Raw genomic sequence first — 15,947 nt, 5'->3', positions numbered from 1 at the left:
TGCCCCGCCTGCCCGTACGTCGAGAAGGCGCCCGCGTCGTTGTCGCCGACCATCACGATCAGGCCGGGGCCCACGATGGCGAGCAGGGTCTTGAGCCGCGCGGACAGGCCGTGGCGCGGCGTGGTGTCGTCGAGCCGGATGGTACCGAGCGCACCCCTGATGTCGCCGACGTGGGCGTCGTCGAGCACGGCGGTGCGGGTGGTGGTGGGGACCTTCTGGTCCAGCATCACGTTGGTCATGGCAGGGCCTCCCTGCCCCCTTCCTTGAGGGGGCGACAGGGGGCACGCAGCAGCGATCCTCCCTGCGAGAGCGCACGGCGTCGGACCACACGGCGGCGCTGAGCGGCGGCGGCCGTGAGGGCATGACGGAGCGTCAGACGTGGTGCGTCGGGGCGCGGTTGAGCGCATGACGCAGCGTCAGATGAACGCGCGCAGGGAAGGTTGTTACCGCGTGCCAGAGGTGATCGAGAGCATGCGGGGGCAGGGGCGACTATGGCCCGGACTATCGCAGTCCATGTCTCTCGCCTCCTCCCGGCCGGGGGCGCACCGTCTGTGCACCGCATCGCGACACGGCAAGGAGCGGACCGGCCCCACGGGACCGGCACACCCCAACTCGTCAGAGCTTTGGCACTCCACGGCGTGTCCAGCCCGATCGGCCGGAAGCCACTTGGGGTCAACCCTTAACTCGGGAAGACCTGTCCTGAACCTGGGCGTCTCTCGACGTCGTCGGGTCAGTGGCCTGTGTCCGTGAAGACGCCTCACCGAACGAGGTGCCTTTCAAATCTCGTCAAGCATAAACCCTCCCCTTCACCCGGATAGCGGCGTCTCGAACGAACTTCGACAGCTTTGTAGAAGCTTGACCAAACCCACCCCTCGACGTGCACCCCCGTCCGGCATATATAGTTCACCGACATATGCAGCTCAACAGCTCACGAGGGGGAAGTGTGTCCCACAGCGATCCGACCCGATCCGCACCCGTCCTGCACCTGGCCAACGTCACCCGGGTGCACGGGCGGGGAGCCGCCGAGGTACACGCCCTGCGCGGCGTCGAACTGGCCGTCCACCCCGGCGAGTTCGTCGCCGTCATGGGCCCGTCCGGCTCCGGGAAGTCCACCCTGCTGACCCTGGCCGGCGGACTCGACGCGCCCAGCGAGGGCGAGATCCTGGTCGAGGGCGTGGCCCTCGGCGGCCTCAGCCGCGGCCGGCTCGCCGACCTTCGGCGGCGCTCCATCGGGTACGTCTTCCAGGACTACAACCTGATCCCCGCCCTCACCGCCGCCGAGAACATCTCGCTGCCGCGCGAACTCGACGGAGTCTCCGGACGCGCCGCCCGCCGCGAGGCGCTCGCCGCCCTGGAGGAACTCGGCATCGGGGAACTCGCCGACCGCTTCCCCGACGACATGTCCGGCGGCCAGCAGCAGCGCGTCGCCATCGCCCGCGCGCTGATCGGCGAGCGCCGCCTCGTTCTCGCCGACGAACCGACCGGCGCCCTCGACTCCGCCACCGGCGAGGCCGTGCTCGCCGTGCTGCGCGCCCGCTGCGACGCCGGGGCCGCCGCCATGATGGTCACCCACGAGGCCGCGCACGCCAGTTGGGCCGACCGGGTGGTCCACCTGAAGGACGGCGCGGTCGCCTCCGAGAGCCACGGGCGGCGCACCGGCAAGCGCCGGCTGAGCTCCGAGCCGCTCAGCGCCCCGGCCGACGGGGCCGGGCACTCGGCCACCGGCACCGGGCACGCGGTCGGCGACTTCGGCCACGCGGCCGACGGCTTCGGCGAGGTGGCCCGATGAGACTCGGCGCCTGGAAGGTCGCCCTGCGCATCGCCCGCCGCGACGCGCTGCGCGCCAAGGGCCGCAGCGCCCTGATCGTCGCCATGATCGCGCTGCCCGTCCTCGGTGTCACCGGCGCCGACGTCGTCCACCGCAGCGGGCAGCTCACCCCGGCCGAACGGGTCGAACGGGTGCTGGGCGGGGCGGACGCCCTCGTCACCTCGCTCGCCCCCGGCCGGGCCGTCGAGCAGGCCCCGGTCGCCGAGGACGGCGCCTTCGCGGCCCAGCCCCGCCCCGGGCAGCCGCCCACGGCCGAGCAGCAGAAGGGCGCCGGCACCGACCCGGTCACCCTGGTCACCGGGCTGCTGCCGCCGGGCAGCGTGCTCACCTCCGCCCGACAGGGCCCGGAGACCGGCGCGACCTCCCCCGAAGGCCTGGTCCGCACCCTCACCACCGAGGCCGACCTCACCGACCCGCTCTGGCACGGCCGGCTCAACCTGGTCGACGGCCGCGCCCCGGGCGGCCCGCGCGAACTGGCCGCCACCCGGGCCTTCCTCGACAACTCCGGGCTGGCCGTCGGCGGCACCACCACCTTTCCGGGCCTGGAGCGGACCACCTTCACCATCACCGGCGTCGTCGAGCACCCGGACGACCTCCGCCGGGTCGAACTCGTCGCCCAGTCGGGCGCGTTGCTGAGCCAGCTCGCCGCCGCCACGCCTCCCGGCAGCCCGGCCGCGGCACCGCCGGAGCCCGAACGCGGCGCCTGGCTGGTCCGGCTCCCCGCCGGGGCCACCCTCGACTGGGCCAAGGTCCAGGAGTTCAACGCCCACGGCTACACCCTCACCGCCCGCTCGGTCGCGCTCGCCCCGCCGCCGCGCGCCGCCGTCCCCTACTACCGGGACGCCTACCGCTCCTTCGGCCCCTCCGCCGACGACAACACCAAGGTCGTGGTGGCCACCGTCACCGGCATGGGCCTGCTGGAGGTCGCCCTGCTCGCCGGCCCCGCCTTCGCGGTCGGCGCCCGCCGCTCCCGCCGCCAGCTCGCGCTGCTCGGCGCCGCCGGCGGCCGGCGGACGCACGTCGGCGCGGTGGTGCTCGGCGGCGCCCTCGTCCTCGGCGCGGCCGGGGCCGTGGTCGGCTTGGTCCTCGGCGGCGGCCTCGTCGCCGGGCTGCGCCCGTGGATCGAACGGGCCGGCGGTGCCCGCTTCGGGCACTTCGCCCTGCCGCCACTGGACCTGCTCGCGATCGGCGGGATCGGCCTGCTCACGGCGCTCCTCGCGGCCGCGCTGCCCGCCCGGCAGGCCGCCCGCCGCAGCGTCACCGCCGGACTCACCGACCGGGACACCGTCCAGGCCCCGAACCGCTGGGTCACCGTGCTCGGTGTGCTGCTGCTCGCCGCCGGCGCCGCCCTGGCCCTGTACGGCGCGAGCGCGCTGCAACACGGCGGCGTGCCCGTCGTCAGCACCTACGACACCCGCACGCTGACCGTGCTCGGCGGCTCCGTCATCGCCGAACTCGGCCTGCTCGCCTGCACCCCCGCACTCGTCGCCCTGCTCGGCCGGTTCGCCAGGCGGCTGCCGCTCGGCCCCCGACTCGCCCTGCGCGACTCCGCCCGGCACCGCTCGCGCACCGCGCCGGCCGTCGCCGCCGTGATGGCCGCCGTGGCCGGGGCCGTCGCCATCGGCGTCTACAGCACCAGCACCGACGCCGAGAACCGCCGCGACTACCGGCCGCAGGCCCCGTACGGCGCCGTGCAGCTCCTCTCCACCGTCGACGGACCGCAACTCGACGGCCTGCGCGCCGAGGTGGGCAAGCAGCTGACCGACCTGGGGCCGCGCGCCGACCTCGGCGAAGCGGTGTACCAGTTCTGTGCCAACTGCTCCAGCACCGTCCAGCTCAAGGGCACCGTGAACTGGCGCACCGCGTCCGGCCCGCCGCACCTGGCCTCCGGGGACGCCGCCATGCTCCGCACCCAGTTCGGCATCCACGACCCGGCCGCCGAACAGGCCCTGGCCGCCGGGAAGATCCTGGTCTTCGACCGCGCCTTCCTCGCCGGCGACGGCCGGGCGGTGCTCCAGCTGCGCGGCAGCTCCGGCGCGCCGCTCCAGCCCGGCGAGGTCCCCAAGCCCGACCTCCAGGAAATCCCGGCCGACGCCGTCCTGGTCGAGAACCCGGCCGCCGCCCGCTTCGCCCAGGGCCTGATCCTGCCCTCGGCGCTGCCCAAGCTCCTGCCCGGGCTCACCGCGAAGCCCACCGGCTCGATCTGGGTGCCCGCCACCCCGCCCGACCGCAAGGCCCAGCAGCGCGCCGAGGCCGCCGTCGTCCGGCTCGACCGGGCCGCCCAGCTGGAGGTCGAGCGCGGCTTCCAGCCCCGCGGCGACGCCCTCACCCTGGCCCTCAGCGGCTTCGCCGGACTGGTCGTCCTCGGCGCCGCCGGCATCGCCACCGGACTGGCCGCCGCCGACTCCCGCCAGGACCAGGCCACCCTGGCCGCCGTCGGCGCACCACCGCGGATCCGCCGCACCATGGCGGGACTGCAGTGCGCGATGATCGCCCTGCTCGGGGCGCTGCTCGGGGCGGTCAACGGCTTCGTCCCCGCGGTGGGCCTGCTGAAGTCCCGGGCGAGCGGGTTCGGCGGCCACCCGGCCCTGATCACCGCCCCCTGGGGCCAGCTGCTGCTGGTCGTCCTGGTGCTCCCGGTGCTGGCGGGGCTGCTCGCCGCCCTGCTGACCCGCTCCCGCATCCCGATGGGGCGGCGGCTGTCCTGACCCCTGGCGCACGCCGGTGCCCGCCCCCCCGTTCCGGAGGGCGGGCTTCGGCGTGCGCGGGCGACCCACGCGCGAGAGCGCCGTACCATGGGCGGGTTCTAGCGGGCGAAGGGCGCCGGCGGTCGGCGAGGGAGAGAACGGCGGTGCTGCGCGGGTTCGGCGACCTGGAGGCCGAGATCATGGACCGGCTGTGGTCCTGGGGCCGGGCCGCCACCGTGCGCGAGGTGGTGGACGACCTCCAGCGCCAGCGGCCGGTCGCGTACACCACCGTCACCACGGTGGCCGACATCCTGCACACCAAGGGCTGGCTGCGCCGGGACAAGGTGGGCCGGGCCTGGGCGTACGAGCCGACCTGCACCCGGGAGGCGTACACCGCGCGGCTGATGCGCCAGGCGCTGGAGACCACGCCGGACCGGGCGGGTGCGCTGCTGCACTTCGTCGACGGGATGAGCAGCGACGAGGCGTCCGCGCTGCTGGCGGCGCTGGAGCAGGTGAAGGCCCGGGACGCCGGGTGACCCTCGCGCTGCTCGGCCTCCACCTGGCCGTGACCGGGGTCCTGCTGCCGCGCCGGCTGGCCGGCTCGGCCCGGTTGCAGGCGCGCCCGGCGGCGGGCGCCGCGCTCTGGCTGGCCCTGATGGCCTCCTTCCTGGTCGCGTTGCTGCTGGCGGCGCACCACGCGGTGGAGCCGTTCGCCCACGAGCCGGCCGGGCTGGTCGGGCTGTTCCCGCACCCGGAGCCGCCCGGGCCCGTCGCCCCGCACACCCACGACTGGTGGCTGCTGGCCGCCGCCGGGGCCGCGATCGCCACGCTGGTGGCGGCCGTCGGCGTCCGGGCCGGACGGGCGCGCCGGCGGCACCGGGCGATGCTGGACGTGGTCGCCGTCCGGGACGGGCGCTGGGGCGCCCTGATCCTGGAGCACGCCCACCCGACCGTCTACTGCCTGCCCGGCCGCAGCTCCCGGGTGGTCCTGTCGCGCGGGGCCCTGCGGCTGCTGGACGACCGGCAGTTGGCCGCGGCGGTGGCGCACGAGCACGGACACATCCGCGGCCGCCACCACCTGTTCCGGCTGCCGGCGGACACCTTCGCCCTGCTGTTCGGCCCGCTGCCGCTGGCCCGGCGCGGGCGGGCGGAGGTGGGACTGCTGCTGGAGATGGCGGCCGACGACGCCGCGCTGGCGCGGGTGTCGCGCAGCGAACTGGCCTCCGCGCTCTGCGCCCTGGCGACGTCCGGGGCCCCGACGGGCGCCGCGCACGGCGTCGCGCCGGGCACGGCGTACGGCATCGCGCCCGGCGGGTCGCTGGCGGTGGCCGCCACCGGGGTGCTGGCCCGGGTCCGCCGGCTGGCCCGACCGGGGCACGGCCGACGAAGGCGCCGACTGGCCTTCTGGATGGTGGTGTCGGCGCTCCCGCTGCTGCCGTACCTGCTGGCCTGCGCGCCGCACCCGTAGGGCGTCCGCCGTCCCCCGGTCACGATGCCGGGCGGACCCTAGCGGTGCCGCAGGTACGCCTCGGCGGTTTCGCGCAGGCGGTCGTGCAGGCCGTCGTAGGCGCGGACCCGCCCGAGCAGGCTCTTCGGCAGCTTGGCGACCATCGTGTAGTTGGTGTCGCAGACGTTGGCGGCCGGCGCCAGCCCGGCCTGGCTGACCAGTTGGTAGGCGTCGAGCTGGTCCAGGCCGAGCAGGTGCCCGGTCCAGCCGACCAGGTCGTGCTGGCTGATCCGGAACGCGTCCTCCAGGGGGCGGGCGGAGCCGGTGCTGATCAGGAAGCGGTCGTCCTCCAGCCGCGGCCAGGCCGGTCCGCCGCCCTTGACCAGGTCGACGATCACGGTGGTGCGCATGGCCGCCTCCACCGCCGTCCCGCACACCTCCCCCTCCCCCTGGCGGGCGTGGCCGTCGCCGATGGCGAGCAGCCCGCCCGGGACGTTGACCCCGAAGTAGGCGGTGGTGCCGGCCCGCATCTCGGGGGTGTCCAGGTTGCCGCCGTGCGCGCCCGGCGTGATCGAGGCCAGCACCTCGCCGGCCGCCGGGGCGACCCCGACGGTGCCGTGCATCGGGTCGAGCGGGAGGTCCACCGTGAAGTCGCTGTTCCGGGCCCGGAATCGGCAGAAGCCCGCCTTGAGGTCCAGGTCGTAGACCCAGACCCGCTCCTCCAGCGGCGGGTGCAGCATCGCCGTGCTGTGGGTCGCGGTCAGCGCGCCGAAGTGCGGGAAGGTGCTGGAGACTCCGTACTCCCGGGCCGGGGTGATCTCCACGAAGTGCACCGCGAGGACGTCGCCGGGCTCCGCGCCCGCCACCGCGATCGGCCCGGTGACCGGGTTGAGGTAGGGGAAGACGCAGACCTGGCTGGGCAGGTCGCCGGTGCCGCGCACCTTGCCGCCGAAGCAGTCCTCGGTGGTCAGTTCGACGATGGTGCCGGGCCGCACGGTGACGAGCGGTGCGCGTCCGCCGAAGGTGTAGGCGTAGTCGGCCGGGGCGGGGGCCAGCTGGACGGTCTCGGGCAGGCTCACGGGTTCTCCTCGCGGGTGGTGGGCGCATCGACGGTGGATTCGGGCCCGGTGGCGGGATCGGGCTCGGTACCGGATCCGGGCTCGGTGCAGGATCCGGGCTCGACGGCCGATTCGGGCTCGATGACGGCCAGTCGGGGCTTGCGGCCGGTGGCCACCAGCCCGGCCAGCACGACCGCGCCGACGGCCAGCCAGACGAAGCCGAGCCGCTGGGCCGCTATGTTGGCGTTCACGACCACGTAGGCGAGGATCGCGAAGCCGAGGACCGGCGCGATCAGGTGGCGCCAGTAGTCCCTGCTGCGTCGGCGGATCAGGTAGTGGACGACGACGGCGACGTGCAGGACCAGGAAGGTGGTCAGCGCGCCGAAGTTGACCAGGGTGCTCAGCAGGGTGATGCCGTCGTCGCGCGAGGCCATGTAGAGGCCGAGCAGCAGCGAGATCGCGGCGGTCAGCAGGGTGGCGTTGACCGGCACCCGGCGCTCGGGGTGGATCCGGGCCAGGAAGGCGGGCAGCTGGCGGTCCCGGGCCATCGCGTACAGCAGCCGCGAGGTGGCGGCCTGGGCGACCAGGGAGTTGGCGAAGCCCCAGGCGACGGCGGTGGAGGCGGCGGTCAGCGTGGCGAGCCAGCCGCCGGCGGCGGTGCGGGCCGCGTCGTAGAAGGCGGTGCCGTTCGGATCGCCGTCCCGGATCAGGGCGTCCGGGTCCGGCACCAGCAGCGAGGCCACCCACGTCTGCACGATGAACAGCGTGCCCGCGAGCAGCAGCGCGGCGACCATCGACCGGCCGACGGCCTTGGTGGAGTCCCGGTTCTCCTCCGAGAGGGTGGAGATCCCGTCGAAGCCGAGGAAGCTGAGCACCGCGATCGAGACCGCGCCGAAGACCAGGCTCCACGAGAAGGTGTGCGCGTTGTAGAGCGGGGTGAAGTCGAAGCCCCGGCCCTTGCCGGAGGCGAGCGCGATCACGCCGACCACCACGAACAGCGCCAGCACGACGAGTTCGCCGATCAGCATCGCCTTGTTGACCCTGGAGGTGGTCTCGATGCCCAGGTAGTTGACCACGGTGTTGAGCAGCACGAAGCCGACCAGCCAGAGCCACACCGGGACGGACGGGACCAGCGAGTTCATGGCGACACCGGCGACCAGGTACAGCAGCCCCGGCACCAGCACGTAGTCGAGCAGGATCATCCAGCCGGACAGGAAGCCGACCGGCGCCGCGATGCCCCGCCCGGCGTAGGTGTACACCGAGCCGGCCATCGGGAAGGCCCGCGACATCTGGGCGTAGGACAGGGCGGTGAACATCATCGCGACCATGCCCAGGACGTAGGCCAGCGCGACCATGCCGCCGGAGCCCTGGAACACGCCGCCGAAGATGCCGAACGGTGCGATCGGCACCATGAATACCAGCCCGTAGACGAGCAGGTCGGTGAAGGTCAGGGACCGGCGGAGTTCCTGTTGGTAGCCGTAGCTCTCGATGTTCCGGGGCGCGGGCGTGTCAGCCATGGTGCTCCCTCTCCGTGACGACCCTGGGGGTGTGGGGAGACTGTAGGGGCAAGTACTTCCAGATGGTCCTGTTTCCACGTTCCGCCACACGAGGAGGACCGACCGGGCGGCCCCGGAGAACGCGAAGGCCCGCCCCCGCCGAGGCGGGAGCGGGCTGCCGGACTGCCGGTGCCGGACTTCCTACGGCCGGACGGCGCCCACGTACGGCATGGCGCTGATCGGGAGGACCTCGACGTTCTTGCCGGTGCGCGGGGCGTGGATCATCTTGCCGTCGCCGATGTAGATGCCCACGTGGTGGATGTCGGGGTAGAAGAAGACCAGGTCGCCGGGCTGGAGGTCGGCGCGCTGGACGCGGGCGCCGCTGTTCCACTGGTCCTGGGACATCCGGGGCAGCTTGACGTTGGCCGAGCGGTAGGCGCCGCCGGTGAGGCCGGAGCAGTCGAAGCTGCTGGGGCCGGTCGCGCCCCAGCCGTAGGGCTTGCCGAGCTGGGCGTAGGCGAACTGGAGGATGGCGGCGGCTCGACCGCTGGCGGGCGGCGCCGGGGTGTTCATGTTCTGGCGCTCCGAGGAGCGGGAGGCCCGGTCGGCGGCGGCCGCCGCCTGGGCCTCGGCCTTGGCCTTCTCGGCGTTCTGCTGGGCGTTGATCTTGGCGCGGTCCTCGGCGCTCAGCTTGTTGAGCATGCCCTGTGCCTGGGCGAGCTTGGCCTGGATCTGCTTCTTCTTCTCCCCCAGCTCGGTGCCGACGGAGTCGAGCTGGGCCAGGGTGGCGGTGGCCTCGGCGCGGTCCTGGTCGAGCTTGCGCTGCTCGTTCTGGGCCTGCTTGAGCAGGGATATCTGGGAGTCGGCGAGGTGGTTCTGCACCGAGGCGCGCTCCAGGTAGGCGGCCGGGTCGGAGTCGAGCATCAGCTGGAAGGACGGGTCGATGCCGTTGGTGCGGTACTGGTCGGCGGCCACCGCGCCGAGCTGGGAGCGCAGCTCGTTCATCGCCTCCTGCCCGCGGGCGACCTTCTCCTGGATCTTGCTGGCGTCGCCCTGGAGCTTCTGCTGCTTCTCCTGGAAGCCGTTGAACTGCTCGACGGCCTGCTCCGCCTCCTCGTTGAGCTTGTCCACCTGTTCCTTGACGGAGGCCAGGTTGGGGGCGGGCTCGGCGTGGGCGGTGCCGGAGGCGAGGACGGCGCCGCCGGCCATGGCCGTGGTGAGGACCGCCATGCGGGCCCGGCTCGGGGGGCTGGGCTTGCGACGCTTTCCCATGGCGGGGGGCTCTCCTTCGGGGGACGGCAGGGGACGGCGAAGGCGGGCGAGGACCTACGGGGGTTCGGTCCCCACCCACCTTCTTCGAAGTAACTTAATAGATGAGTGGAGGGGTTCCGCAATCCCCCTGTTCCGGGCCGTCCCTGGCGATCGATCGTGGCCCCCGGCACCGGCGTTGACCTCGGGTGCCGCCGTCCGCGGCACTCCTCGCCGCCCGGAGTGCTGAGAACGTGCCAAATCGAGGGAAAGGTCACACGGACCGCCCCTCCTGCGGGCCTGCGAACGAGCGCTAACCTGCGGTCATGAACGTCCTGCCCGAAGGGCTCCCCCTCGCCGCCGAATTCCCGGCCGCACACCGCGAGCAGTGGCAGCAGCTCGTCGAGGGCGTGCTGCGCAAGTCCGGCGCGCACCCCGCGGACGGCGCCGCCGCCGAGCGGGCGCTCACCACCGAACTCCCGGACGGGCTGCGCGCCCGCCCGCTGTACACCGCCGAGGACGCCCCGGCCGAAGCCGGCTACCCCGGCTTCCCCCCGTTCGTCCGCGGCGGCCGGCCGCAGGGCGCCGCCGTCGCCGGCTGGGACGTCCGCCAGCGGCACGCCGACCCGGACCGCCGGCGCACCAACGAGGCGGTCCTGGCCGATCTGGAGAACGGCGTCGGCTCGCTCTGGCTGGAGCTCGGCGGCGCGGGCCTGCCCGTCACGGCCCTGCCCGAGACGCTGGCCGGCGTGTACCTCGACCTGGCCGCCGTGGCACTCGACGCCGGGCCCGAATTCACCGCCGCCGCCGAGCAGTTGTTCGCCCTGTACGAGGAGCGCGAGGTCTCCCCCGGTGCCGCCGCCGGCAACCTCGGCGCCGACCCGCTGGGCCTCCAGGCCCGTACCGGCGAGACCGGACGCACCACCGCGCTGCTCGCCGAGGCCACCGCGCTGGCCGCCCGCTGCGCCGCCGAGTACCCCGGCGTCCGGGCACTGACCGTGGACGCCCTGCCCTACCACGAGGCCGGCGCCTCGCCCGCCCAGGAGCTGGGCTGCTCGCTCGCCACCGGCGTCGCCTACCTGCGGGCGCTCACCGCCGCCGGGCTGTCGGTGGACGCCGCGCTCGGCCAGCTGGAATTCCGCTACGCGGCCGACGCCGACCAGTTCCTCACCATCGCCAAGTTCCGTGCCGCGCGCCGCCTCTGGTCCCGCGTCGCCGAGGTGTCGGGGGCTTCCGCGGCGGCCTCGGCGCAGCGCCAGCACGCCGTCACCTCCCGGGTGATGATGACCGCCCGCGACCCGTGGGTGAACATGCTGCGCACCACCGTCGCCTGCCTCGCCGCCGGCGTGGGCGGCGCCGACGCCGTCACCGTGCTGCCCTTCGACAGCGCCCTCGGCCTGCCGGACGCCTTCGCCCGCCGGATCGCCCGCAACACCCAGTCGATCCTGCTGGAGGAGTCCCACCTCGCCCGGGTGATCGACCCGGCCGGCGGCTCCTGGTACGTCGAGCAGCTGAGCGAGGAGCTGGCGGCGGCCGCCTGGGCCCGGTTCCAGGAGATCGAGCGGGCCGGCGGCCAGCAGGCGGCGCTCACCGACGGGACGGTCCGCGAGCGGATCGCCGCGACCTGGGCGGAGCGTTCCGTCAAGCTCGCCAAGCGGCGTGAACCCGTCACCGGCGTCAGCGAGTTCCCGCACCTGGACGAACAGCCGCTGGTCCGCGAGCCGGCCCCGGCCGCACCGGGCGGCGGGCTGCCGCAGGTGCGCCGCGCCGAGGCGTACGAGGCGCTGCGCGACCGCTCGGACGCGCAGCTCGCGGCCACCGGGGAGCGGCCGAAGCTGTTCCTGGCCTCGATCGGCACCGCCTCCGCGCACACCGCGCGCACCACCTTCGCCGCCAACCTGTTCCAGGCCGGCGGCATCGCGACGACCTCGCTGGAGTCCGTCGACCCGGCCGCCTTCGCCGAGGCCTTCACCGCCTCCGGCGCCACCGCCGCCTGCCTGTGCTCCGGCGACGCGCAGTACGGCGAGCACGCCGAGGCCGTCGCCGGCGCGCTGAGGGCGGCCGGAGCCCAACGGGTGCTGCTGGCCGGTCGGCTCGGCGAAACCCCGGCAGGAGTAGACGAGTTCATCCACGCGGGCGGGGACGCCATCGCCGTCCTCACCTCCCTGCTCGACCAGATCGGAGTGGCACGATGATCCCCGACTTCACCGGAATCGGGCTGAACGGGGATCCCTCCGGGGACGTCACCGACGGCCAGTGGCGGGCCGCCTGGCGGCAGTCCACCGGCAAGGACGTCGACGAGCTGGTCTGGGACACCCCCGAGGGCATCGGCGTCAAGCCGCTGTACACCACGGCGGACCTGGCCGGCCTGGACTTCCTGGAGACCTACCCGGGCATCGCCCCGTACCTGCGCGGGCCGTACCCGACCATGTACGTCAACCAGCCGTGGACCGTCCGCCAGTACGCGGGCTTCTCCACCGCCGAGGAGTCCAACGCCTTCTACCGCCGCAACCTGGCGGCCGGTCAGAAGGGCCTCTCGGTCGCCTTCGACCTGCCGACCCACCGCGGCTACGACAGCGACCACCCGCGCGTCACCGGCGACGTCGGCATGGCGGGCGTGGCGATCGACTCGATCTACGACATGCGCCAACTCTTCGACGGCATCCCGCTGGACAAGATGTCGGTGTCGATGACCATGAACGGCGCCGTCCTGCCCGTCCTGGCCCTGTACATCGTGGCCGCCGAGGAGCAGGGGGTGGCACCCGAGAAGCTGGCGGGGACCATCCAGAACGACATCCTCAAGGAGTTCATGGTCCGCAACACCTACATCTACCCGCCGCAGCCGTCGATGCGGATCATCTCGGACATCTTCGCGTACACCTCGCAGAAGATGCCCCGGTACAACTCCATCTCCATCTCCGGCTACCACATCCAGGAGGCCGGGGCCACCGCCGACCTGGAGCTGGCCTACACCCTGGCCGACGGGGTGGAGTACCTGCGCGCGGGCCTGGACGTGGGCCTGGACGTGGACGCCTTCGCGCCGCGGCTGTCGTTCTTCTGGGCGATCGGCATGAACTTCTTCATGGAGGTCGCCAAGCTGCGCGCGGCCCGGCTGCTGTGGGCGAAGCTGGTCAAGCAGTTCGACCCGAAGAACGCCAAGTCGCTGTCGCTGCGCACCCATTCGCAGACCTCCGGCTGGTCGCTCACCGCCCAGGACGTGTTCAACAACGTGACCCGCACCTGCGTGGAGGCGATGGCCGCCACCCAGGGCCACACCCAGTCGCTGCACACCAACGCGCTCGACGAGGCGCTGGCCCTGCCCACCGACTTCTCCGCCCGGATCGCCCGCAACACCCAGCTGCTGCTCCAGCAGGAGTCCGGCACCTGCCGGGTCATCGACCCGTGGGGCGGCTCCGCCTACGTCGAGAAGCTCACCCACGACCTGGCGCGCCGTGCCTGGCAGCACATCCAGGAGGTCGAGGCGGCCGGCGGCATGGCCAAGGCCATCGACGCGGGCATCCCGAAGATGCGCGTCGAGGAGGCCGCCGCCCGCACCCAGGCCCGGATCGACTCCGGCCGCCAGCCGGTCATCGGCGTCAACAAGTACCGGGTGGACAGCGACGAGCAGATCGACGTGCTCAAGGTCGACAACTCCTCGGTGCGCGCCCGCCAGCTCGAGAAGCTGCGCCGGCTGCGCGAGGAACGCGACGAGGCGGTCTGCCAGGACGCGCTGAACGCGCTCACCCGGGCCGCCGAGGCCGGCCCGCAGCGCGGCGGCTCGCTCGACGGCAACCTGCTGCACCTGGCCGTCGACGCGGCCCGGGCGAAGGCCACCGTCGGCGAGATCTCGGACGCCCTGGAGAAGGTGTACGGCCGGCACAGCGGCCAGATCCGTACCATCTCCGGTGTGTACCGAGACGAAGCGGGCCCCTCGGCCTCCCTCCAGCGCACCCGCGACCTGGTCGAGCGGTTCGAGCGGGCCGAAGGCCGGCGCCCGCGGATCCTGGTCGCCAAGATGGGCCAGGACGGCCACGACCGCGGCCAGAAGGTGATCGCCACCGCCTTCGCCGACCTCGGCTTCACCGTGGACGTCGGCCCGCTCTTCCAGACCCCCGACGAGGTCGCCCGCCAGGCCGTCGAGGCGGACGTGCACATCGTCGGCGTCTCCTCGCTCGCCGCCGGGCACCTCACCCTGGTCCCCGCGCTGCGCACCGCGCTCGCCGAGGCCGGCCGGGAGGACATCACCATCGTGGTCGGCGGGGTGATCCCCCCGCAGGACTTCGACGCGCTGTACGAGGCGGGAGCGGCGGCGGTCTTCCCGCCTGGCACCGTCATCCCGGACGCCGCCTACGACCTGCTCACCTCGCTGGCGGCCGATCTCGGCCACGAGCTGTGAGATTTTGATCGTATGCCTCCGCGGACGATCGACCTCGACAGCTATGTGACGGGTGTCCTCGACGGCTCGCGCGCCTGGATCGCGCGCGCCGTCACCCTCGTCGAGTCCACCCGGCCCGACCACCGCGCGCTCGCGCAGCAGTTGCTCCAACGGCTGCTGCCGCACGCGGGCGGCGCGGTCCGGGTGGGCATCACCGGCGTGCCAGGTGTCGGCAAGTCGACCTTCATCGACTCCTTCGGCACCATGCTCACGGGGCTCGGCCACCGGGTCGCGGTGCTCGCCGTCGACCCCACGTCCAGCCGCACCGGCGGCTCCATCCTCGGCGACAAGACCCGGATGGAACGCCTCGCCGTCGACCCGCACGCCTTCGTCCGCCCCTCGCCCACCTCCGGGACGCTGGGCGGCGTCGCCAAGGCCACCCGGGAGTCCATGGTGGTGATGGAGGCCGCCGGCTACGACGTGGTCCTGATCGAGACAGTGGGAGTCGGCCAGTCCGAGACCGCCGTCGCCGGGATGGTCGACACCTTCCTGCTGCTCAGCCTGGCCCGCACCGGCGACCAGTTGCAGGGCATCAAGAAGGGCGTCCTGGAGCTGGCCGACGTCATCGCCGTCAACAAGGCGGACGGGCCGCACGAGACGGATGCTCGCGCCGCGGCCCGCGAACTAGCGGGCGCCCTAAGGCTGTTGCAGGCGCCCGACGCGGCGTGGACGCCCCCGGTGCTGACCTGTAGCGGCCGGGACGGCGCCGGACTCGACGTGCTGTGGGAACGGTTGCAGCAACACCGCAAGGTCCTCGACGCCACCGGCGCGCTGGCCGCGAAGCGGCGGGACCAGCAGGTCGAATGGACCTGGACGATGGTCCACGACCAGCTCTACGCGCGGCTGCACGAACACCCCGAAGTGCGGCGGCTCTCGGTCGAGTTGGAGGCCCTGGTCCGCGCCGGCACCATGCCGGCGGGGCTCGCCGCGCAGCAGATCCTCGACAGCTTCTTCGGCTTGTTCGGCACGCCCTGACGGGAGGCGCTTCTCGGGTGGCCCCGGGGAGGAACAGGTGCGAGGGCCGTGCCGGTGTGCACGGCCCTCGCACCGGGTGTGGGGCGCCCCGCTCCCGCCCTCGTCGTCCGGATCTGCACGCGGTGGTGAGCTGTGCCGTGTGCTCTGTCACCTGTACGCGATGCTGAGCTGCATTGTTCGGTGAGGAATCGAACCCCTGCGTTGCTCTTCACGCGCCAGGGGCCGGATGAACCGCCGGCCCGCGGTGTGTGCACGCCTCCGTGGCGACTACCTGCTTCCCACACCCAGCTTGTGGGGTCAGCCCTCGATCAGGTCGATCTCCCAGTTGGTGCGCTGGATCAGGGTGTCCACCTCGCGGATCTCCTTCGCCAGGGCGTCCGCCTGGGCATGGAGCTCGGCGACCGGCAGGGCGGAGAGGATCCTGAGTTCGGACCGCAACTGCCGTACGGCTCCCCGCTGGTCGCGCCCGGAGGCGGCGTCGGCGGCCGCGGTGATCACCGAGTGGCGCAGCCGCAGGACGTCCCGGCGGGCGAGGGCGTCGGTCAGCGTGCCGCCGCCCTCGATGAGCGCGGTGGAGTTGGTCCGGTTGATCTGACGGATCAGCCGCTCCAGCTCGTCCAGCACCTCTCCGGCCTGGGCCAGGACCTCCGCCGCGCTCTCGGCCGGTTCCTCGCCCTCCTGGTAGCGGGCACTGCCGACGACGCGCGCCCGCAACTGCTCCACCTGCCGCACCGCAGCCGCGCGCTGCGCGAGCGCTTCAGCCAGTTTCACCG

The 15,947-nt window shown here is 73.5% G+C and carries 11 protein-coding genes, 1 pseudogene and 1 riboswitch; of the genes and pseudogenes, 7 read left to right on the top strand and 5 right to left on the bottom strand.

Annotation, left to right across the window (positions count from 1 at the left end):
* Nucleotides 1–239, bottom strand: a pseudogene (locus AB0O19_RS34205) (manganese transporter); the annotation flags it as partial.
* A gap of 360 nt (nucleotides 240–599) precedes the next feature.
* Nucleotides 600–776: riboswitch (M-box (ykoK) riboswitch) on the bottom strand.
* 137 nt (nucleotides 777–913) lie between these two features.
* On the opposite strand from AB0O19_RS34205, the gene AB0O19_RS34200 reads away from it, so the two are divergent.
* The 4 genes from AB0O19_RS34200 to AB0O19_RS34185 all read left to right on the top strand — a co-directional run bounded on the left by AB0O19_RS34200 (nucleotide 914) and on the right by AB0O19_RS34185 (nucleotide 5,983).
* Nucleotides 914–1,789, top strand: a complete 876-nt coding sequence (locus tag AB0O19_RS34200) for an ABC transporter ATP-binding protein (protein WP_363625134.1) — start codon at nucleotides 914–916, stop codon at nucleotides 1,787–1,789.
* Entirely contained in the window at nucleotides 1,786–4,536 is a 2,751-nt protein-coding gene (locus tag AB0O19_RS34195; RefSeq protein ID WP_363625132.1) for an FtsX-like permease family protein, read from the top strand. Before AB0O19_RS34200 ends, AB0O19_RS34195 begins: the two co-directional genes overlap by 4 nt.
* A gap of 146 nt (nucleotides 4,537–4,682) precedes the next feature.
* Nucleotides 4,683–5,051, top strand: a complete 369-nt coding sequence (locus AB0O19_RS34190; RefSeq protein WP_363625139.1) for a BlaI/MecI/CopY family transcriptional regulator — start codon at nucleotides 4,683–4,685, stop codon at nucleotides 5,049–5,051.
* The gene (locus tag AB0O19_RS34185) at nucleotides 5,048–5,983 is read left to right on the top strand and encodes a M56 family metallopeptidase (protein ID WP_363625131.1); all 936 of its coding nucleotides are present in this window, start codon (nucleotides 5,048–5,050) and stop codon (nucleotides 5,981–5,983) included. The genes AB0O19_RS34190 and AB0O19_RS34185 overlap by 4 nt, the downstream gene beginning before the upstream one ends.
* Before the next feature lie 38 nt (nucleotides 5,984–6,021).
* On the opposite strand, the gene AB0O19_RS34180 is transcribed toward AB0O19_RS34185, so the two are convergent.
* From AB0O19_RS34180 to AB0O19_RS34170, 3 genes are all read right to left on the bottom strand, one after another.
* A complete protein-coding gene (locus AB0O19_RS34180) occupies nucleotides 6,022–7,041 on the bottom strand; it encodes an acetamidase/formamidase family protein (protein WP_363625129.1) in 1,020 nt (339 codons plus the stop codon).
* Nucleotides 7,038–8,537, bottom strand: coding sequence for an APC family permease (locus AB0O19_RS34175; RefSeq protein ID WP_363625127.1), 1,500 nt, complete (start codon nucleotides 8,535–8,537; stop codon nucleotides 7,038–7,040). The genes AB0O19_RS34180 and AB0O19_RS34175 overlap by 4 nt, the downstream gene beginning before the upstream one ends.
* A 180-nt stretch (nucleotides 8,538–8,717) precedes the next feature.
* A complete protein-coding gene (locus AB0O19_RS34170) occupies nucleotides 8,718–9,788 on the bottom strand; it encodes an NlpC/P60 family protein (protein ID WP_363625125.1) in 1,071 nt (356 codons plus the stop codon).
* A 302-nt stretch (nucleotides 9,789–10,090) separates the two neighbouring features.
* Here AB0O19_RS34170 and AB0O19_RS34165 point away from each other — a divergent pair, with 302 nt between their 5' ends.
* Genes AB0O19_RS34165 through meaB form a run of 3 tightly spaced genes read left to right on the top strand, consistent with a single transcriptional unit; the run spans nucleotide 10,091 to nucleotide 15,174 of the window.
* Nucleotides 10,091–11,959: a methylmalonyl-CoA mutase family protein gene (locus AB0O19_RS34165; protein WP_363625123.1), complete on the top strand. Its 1,869-nt coding sequence runs from the start codon at nucleotides 10,091–10,093 to the stop codon at nucleotides 11,957–11,959.
* Nucleotides 11,956–14,160: a methylmalonyl-CoA mutase gene (gene scpA / locus AB0O19_RS34160; protein ID WP_363625121.1), complete on the top strand. Its 2,205-nt coding sequence runs from the start codon at nucleotides 11,956–11,958 to the stop codon at nucleotides 14,158–14,160. The genes AB0O19_RS34165 and scpA overlap by 4 nt, the downstream gene beginning before the upstream one ends.
* A gap of 12 nt (nucleotides 14,161–14,172) precedes the next feature.
* A complete protein-coding gene (gene meaB / locus AB0O19_RS34155) occupies nucleotides 14,173–15,174 on the top strand; it encodes a methylmalonyl Co-A mutase-associated GTPase MeaB (protein WP_363625120.1) in 1,002 nt (333 codons plus the stop codon).
* Between the two features lie 297 nt (nucleotides 15,175–15,471).
* Here the strand turns inward: meaB and AB0O19_RS34150 are convergent, their stop codons facing one another.
* On the bottom strand, nucleotides 15,472–15,945 hold the full coding sequence (locus tag AB0O19_RS34150; RefSeq protein ID WP_363625118.1) for a DIP1984 family protein: 474 nt from the start codon (nucleotides 15,943–15,945) through the stop codon (nucleotides 15,472–15,474).
* Nucleotides 15,946–15,947: the final 2 nt, after the last annotated feature.

The sequence above is a fragment of the Kitasatospora sp. NPDC091276 genome (genome assembly GCF_040684355.1).
Classification (GTDB): Bacteria; Actinomycetota; Actinomycetes; order Streptomycetales; family Streptomycetaceae; genus Kitasatospora.
The sequence above is the reverse complement of the archived record's forward strand: the minus strand, read 5'-3'. Positions and strand labels throughout refer to the sequence as shown.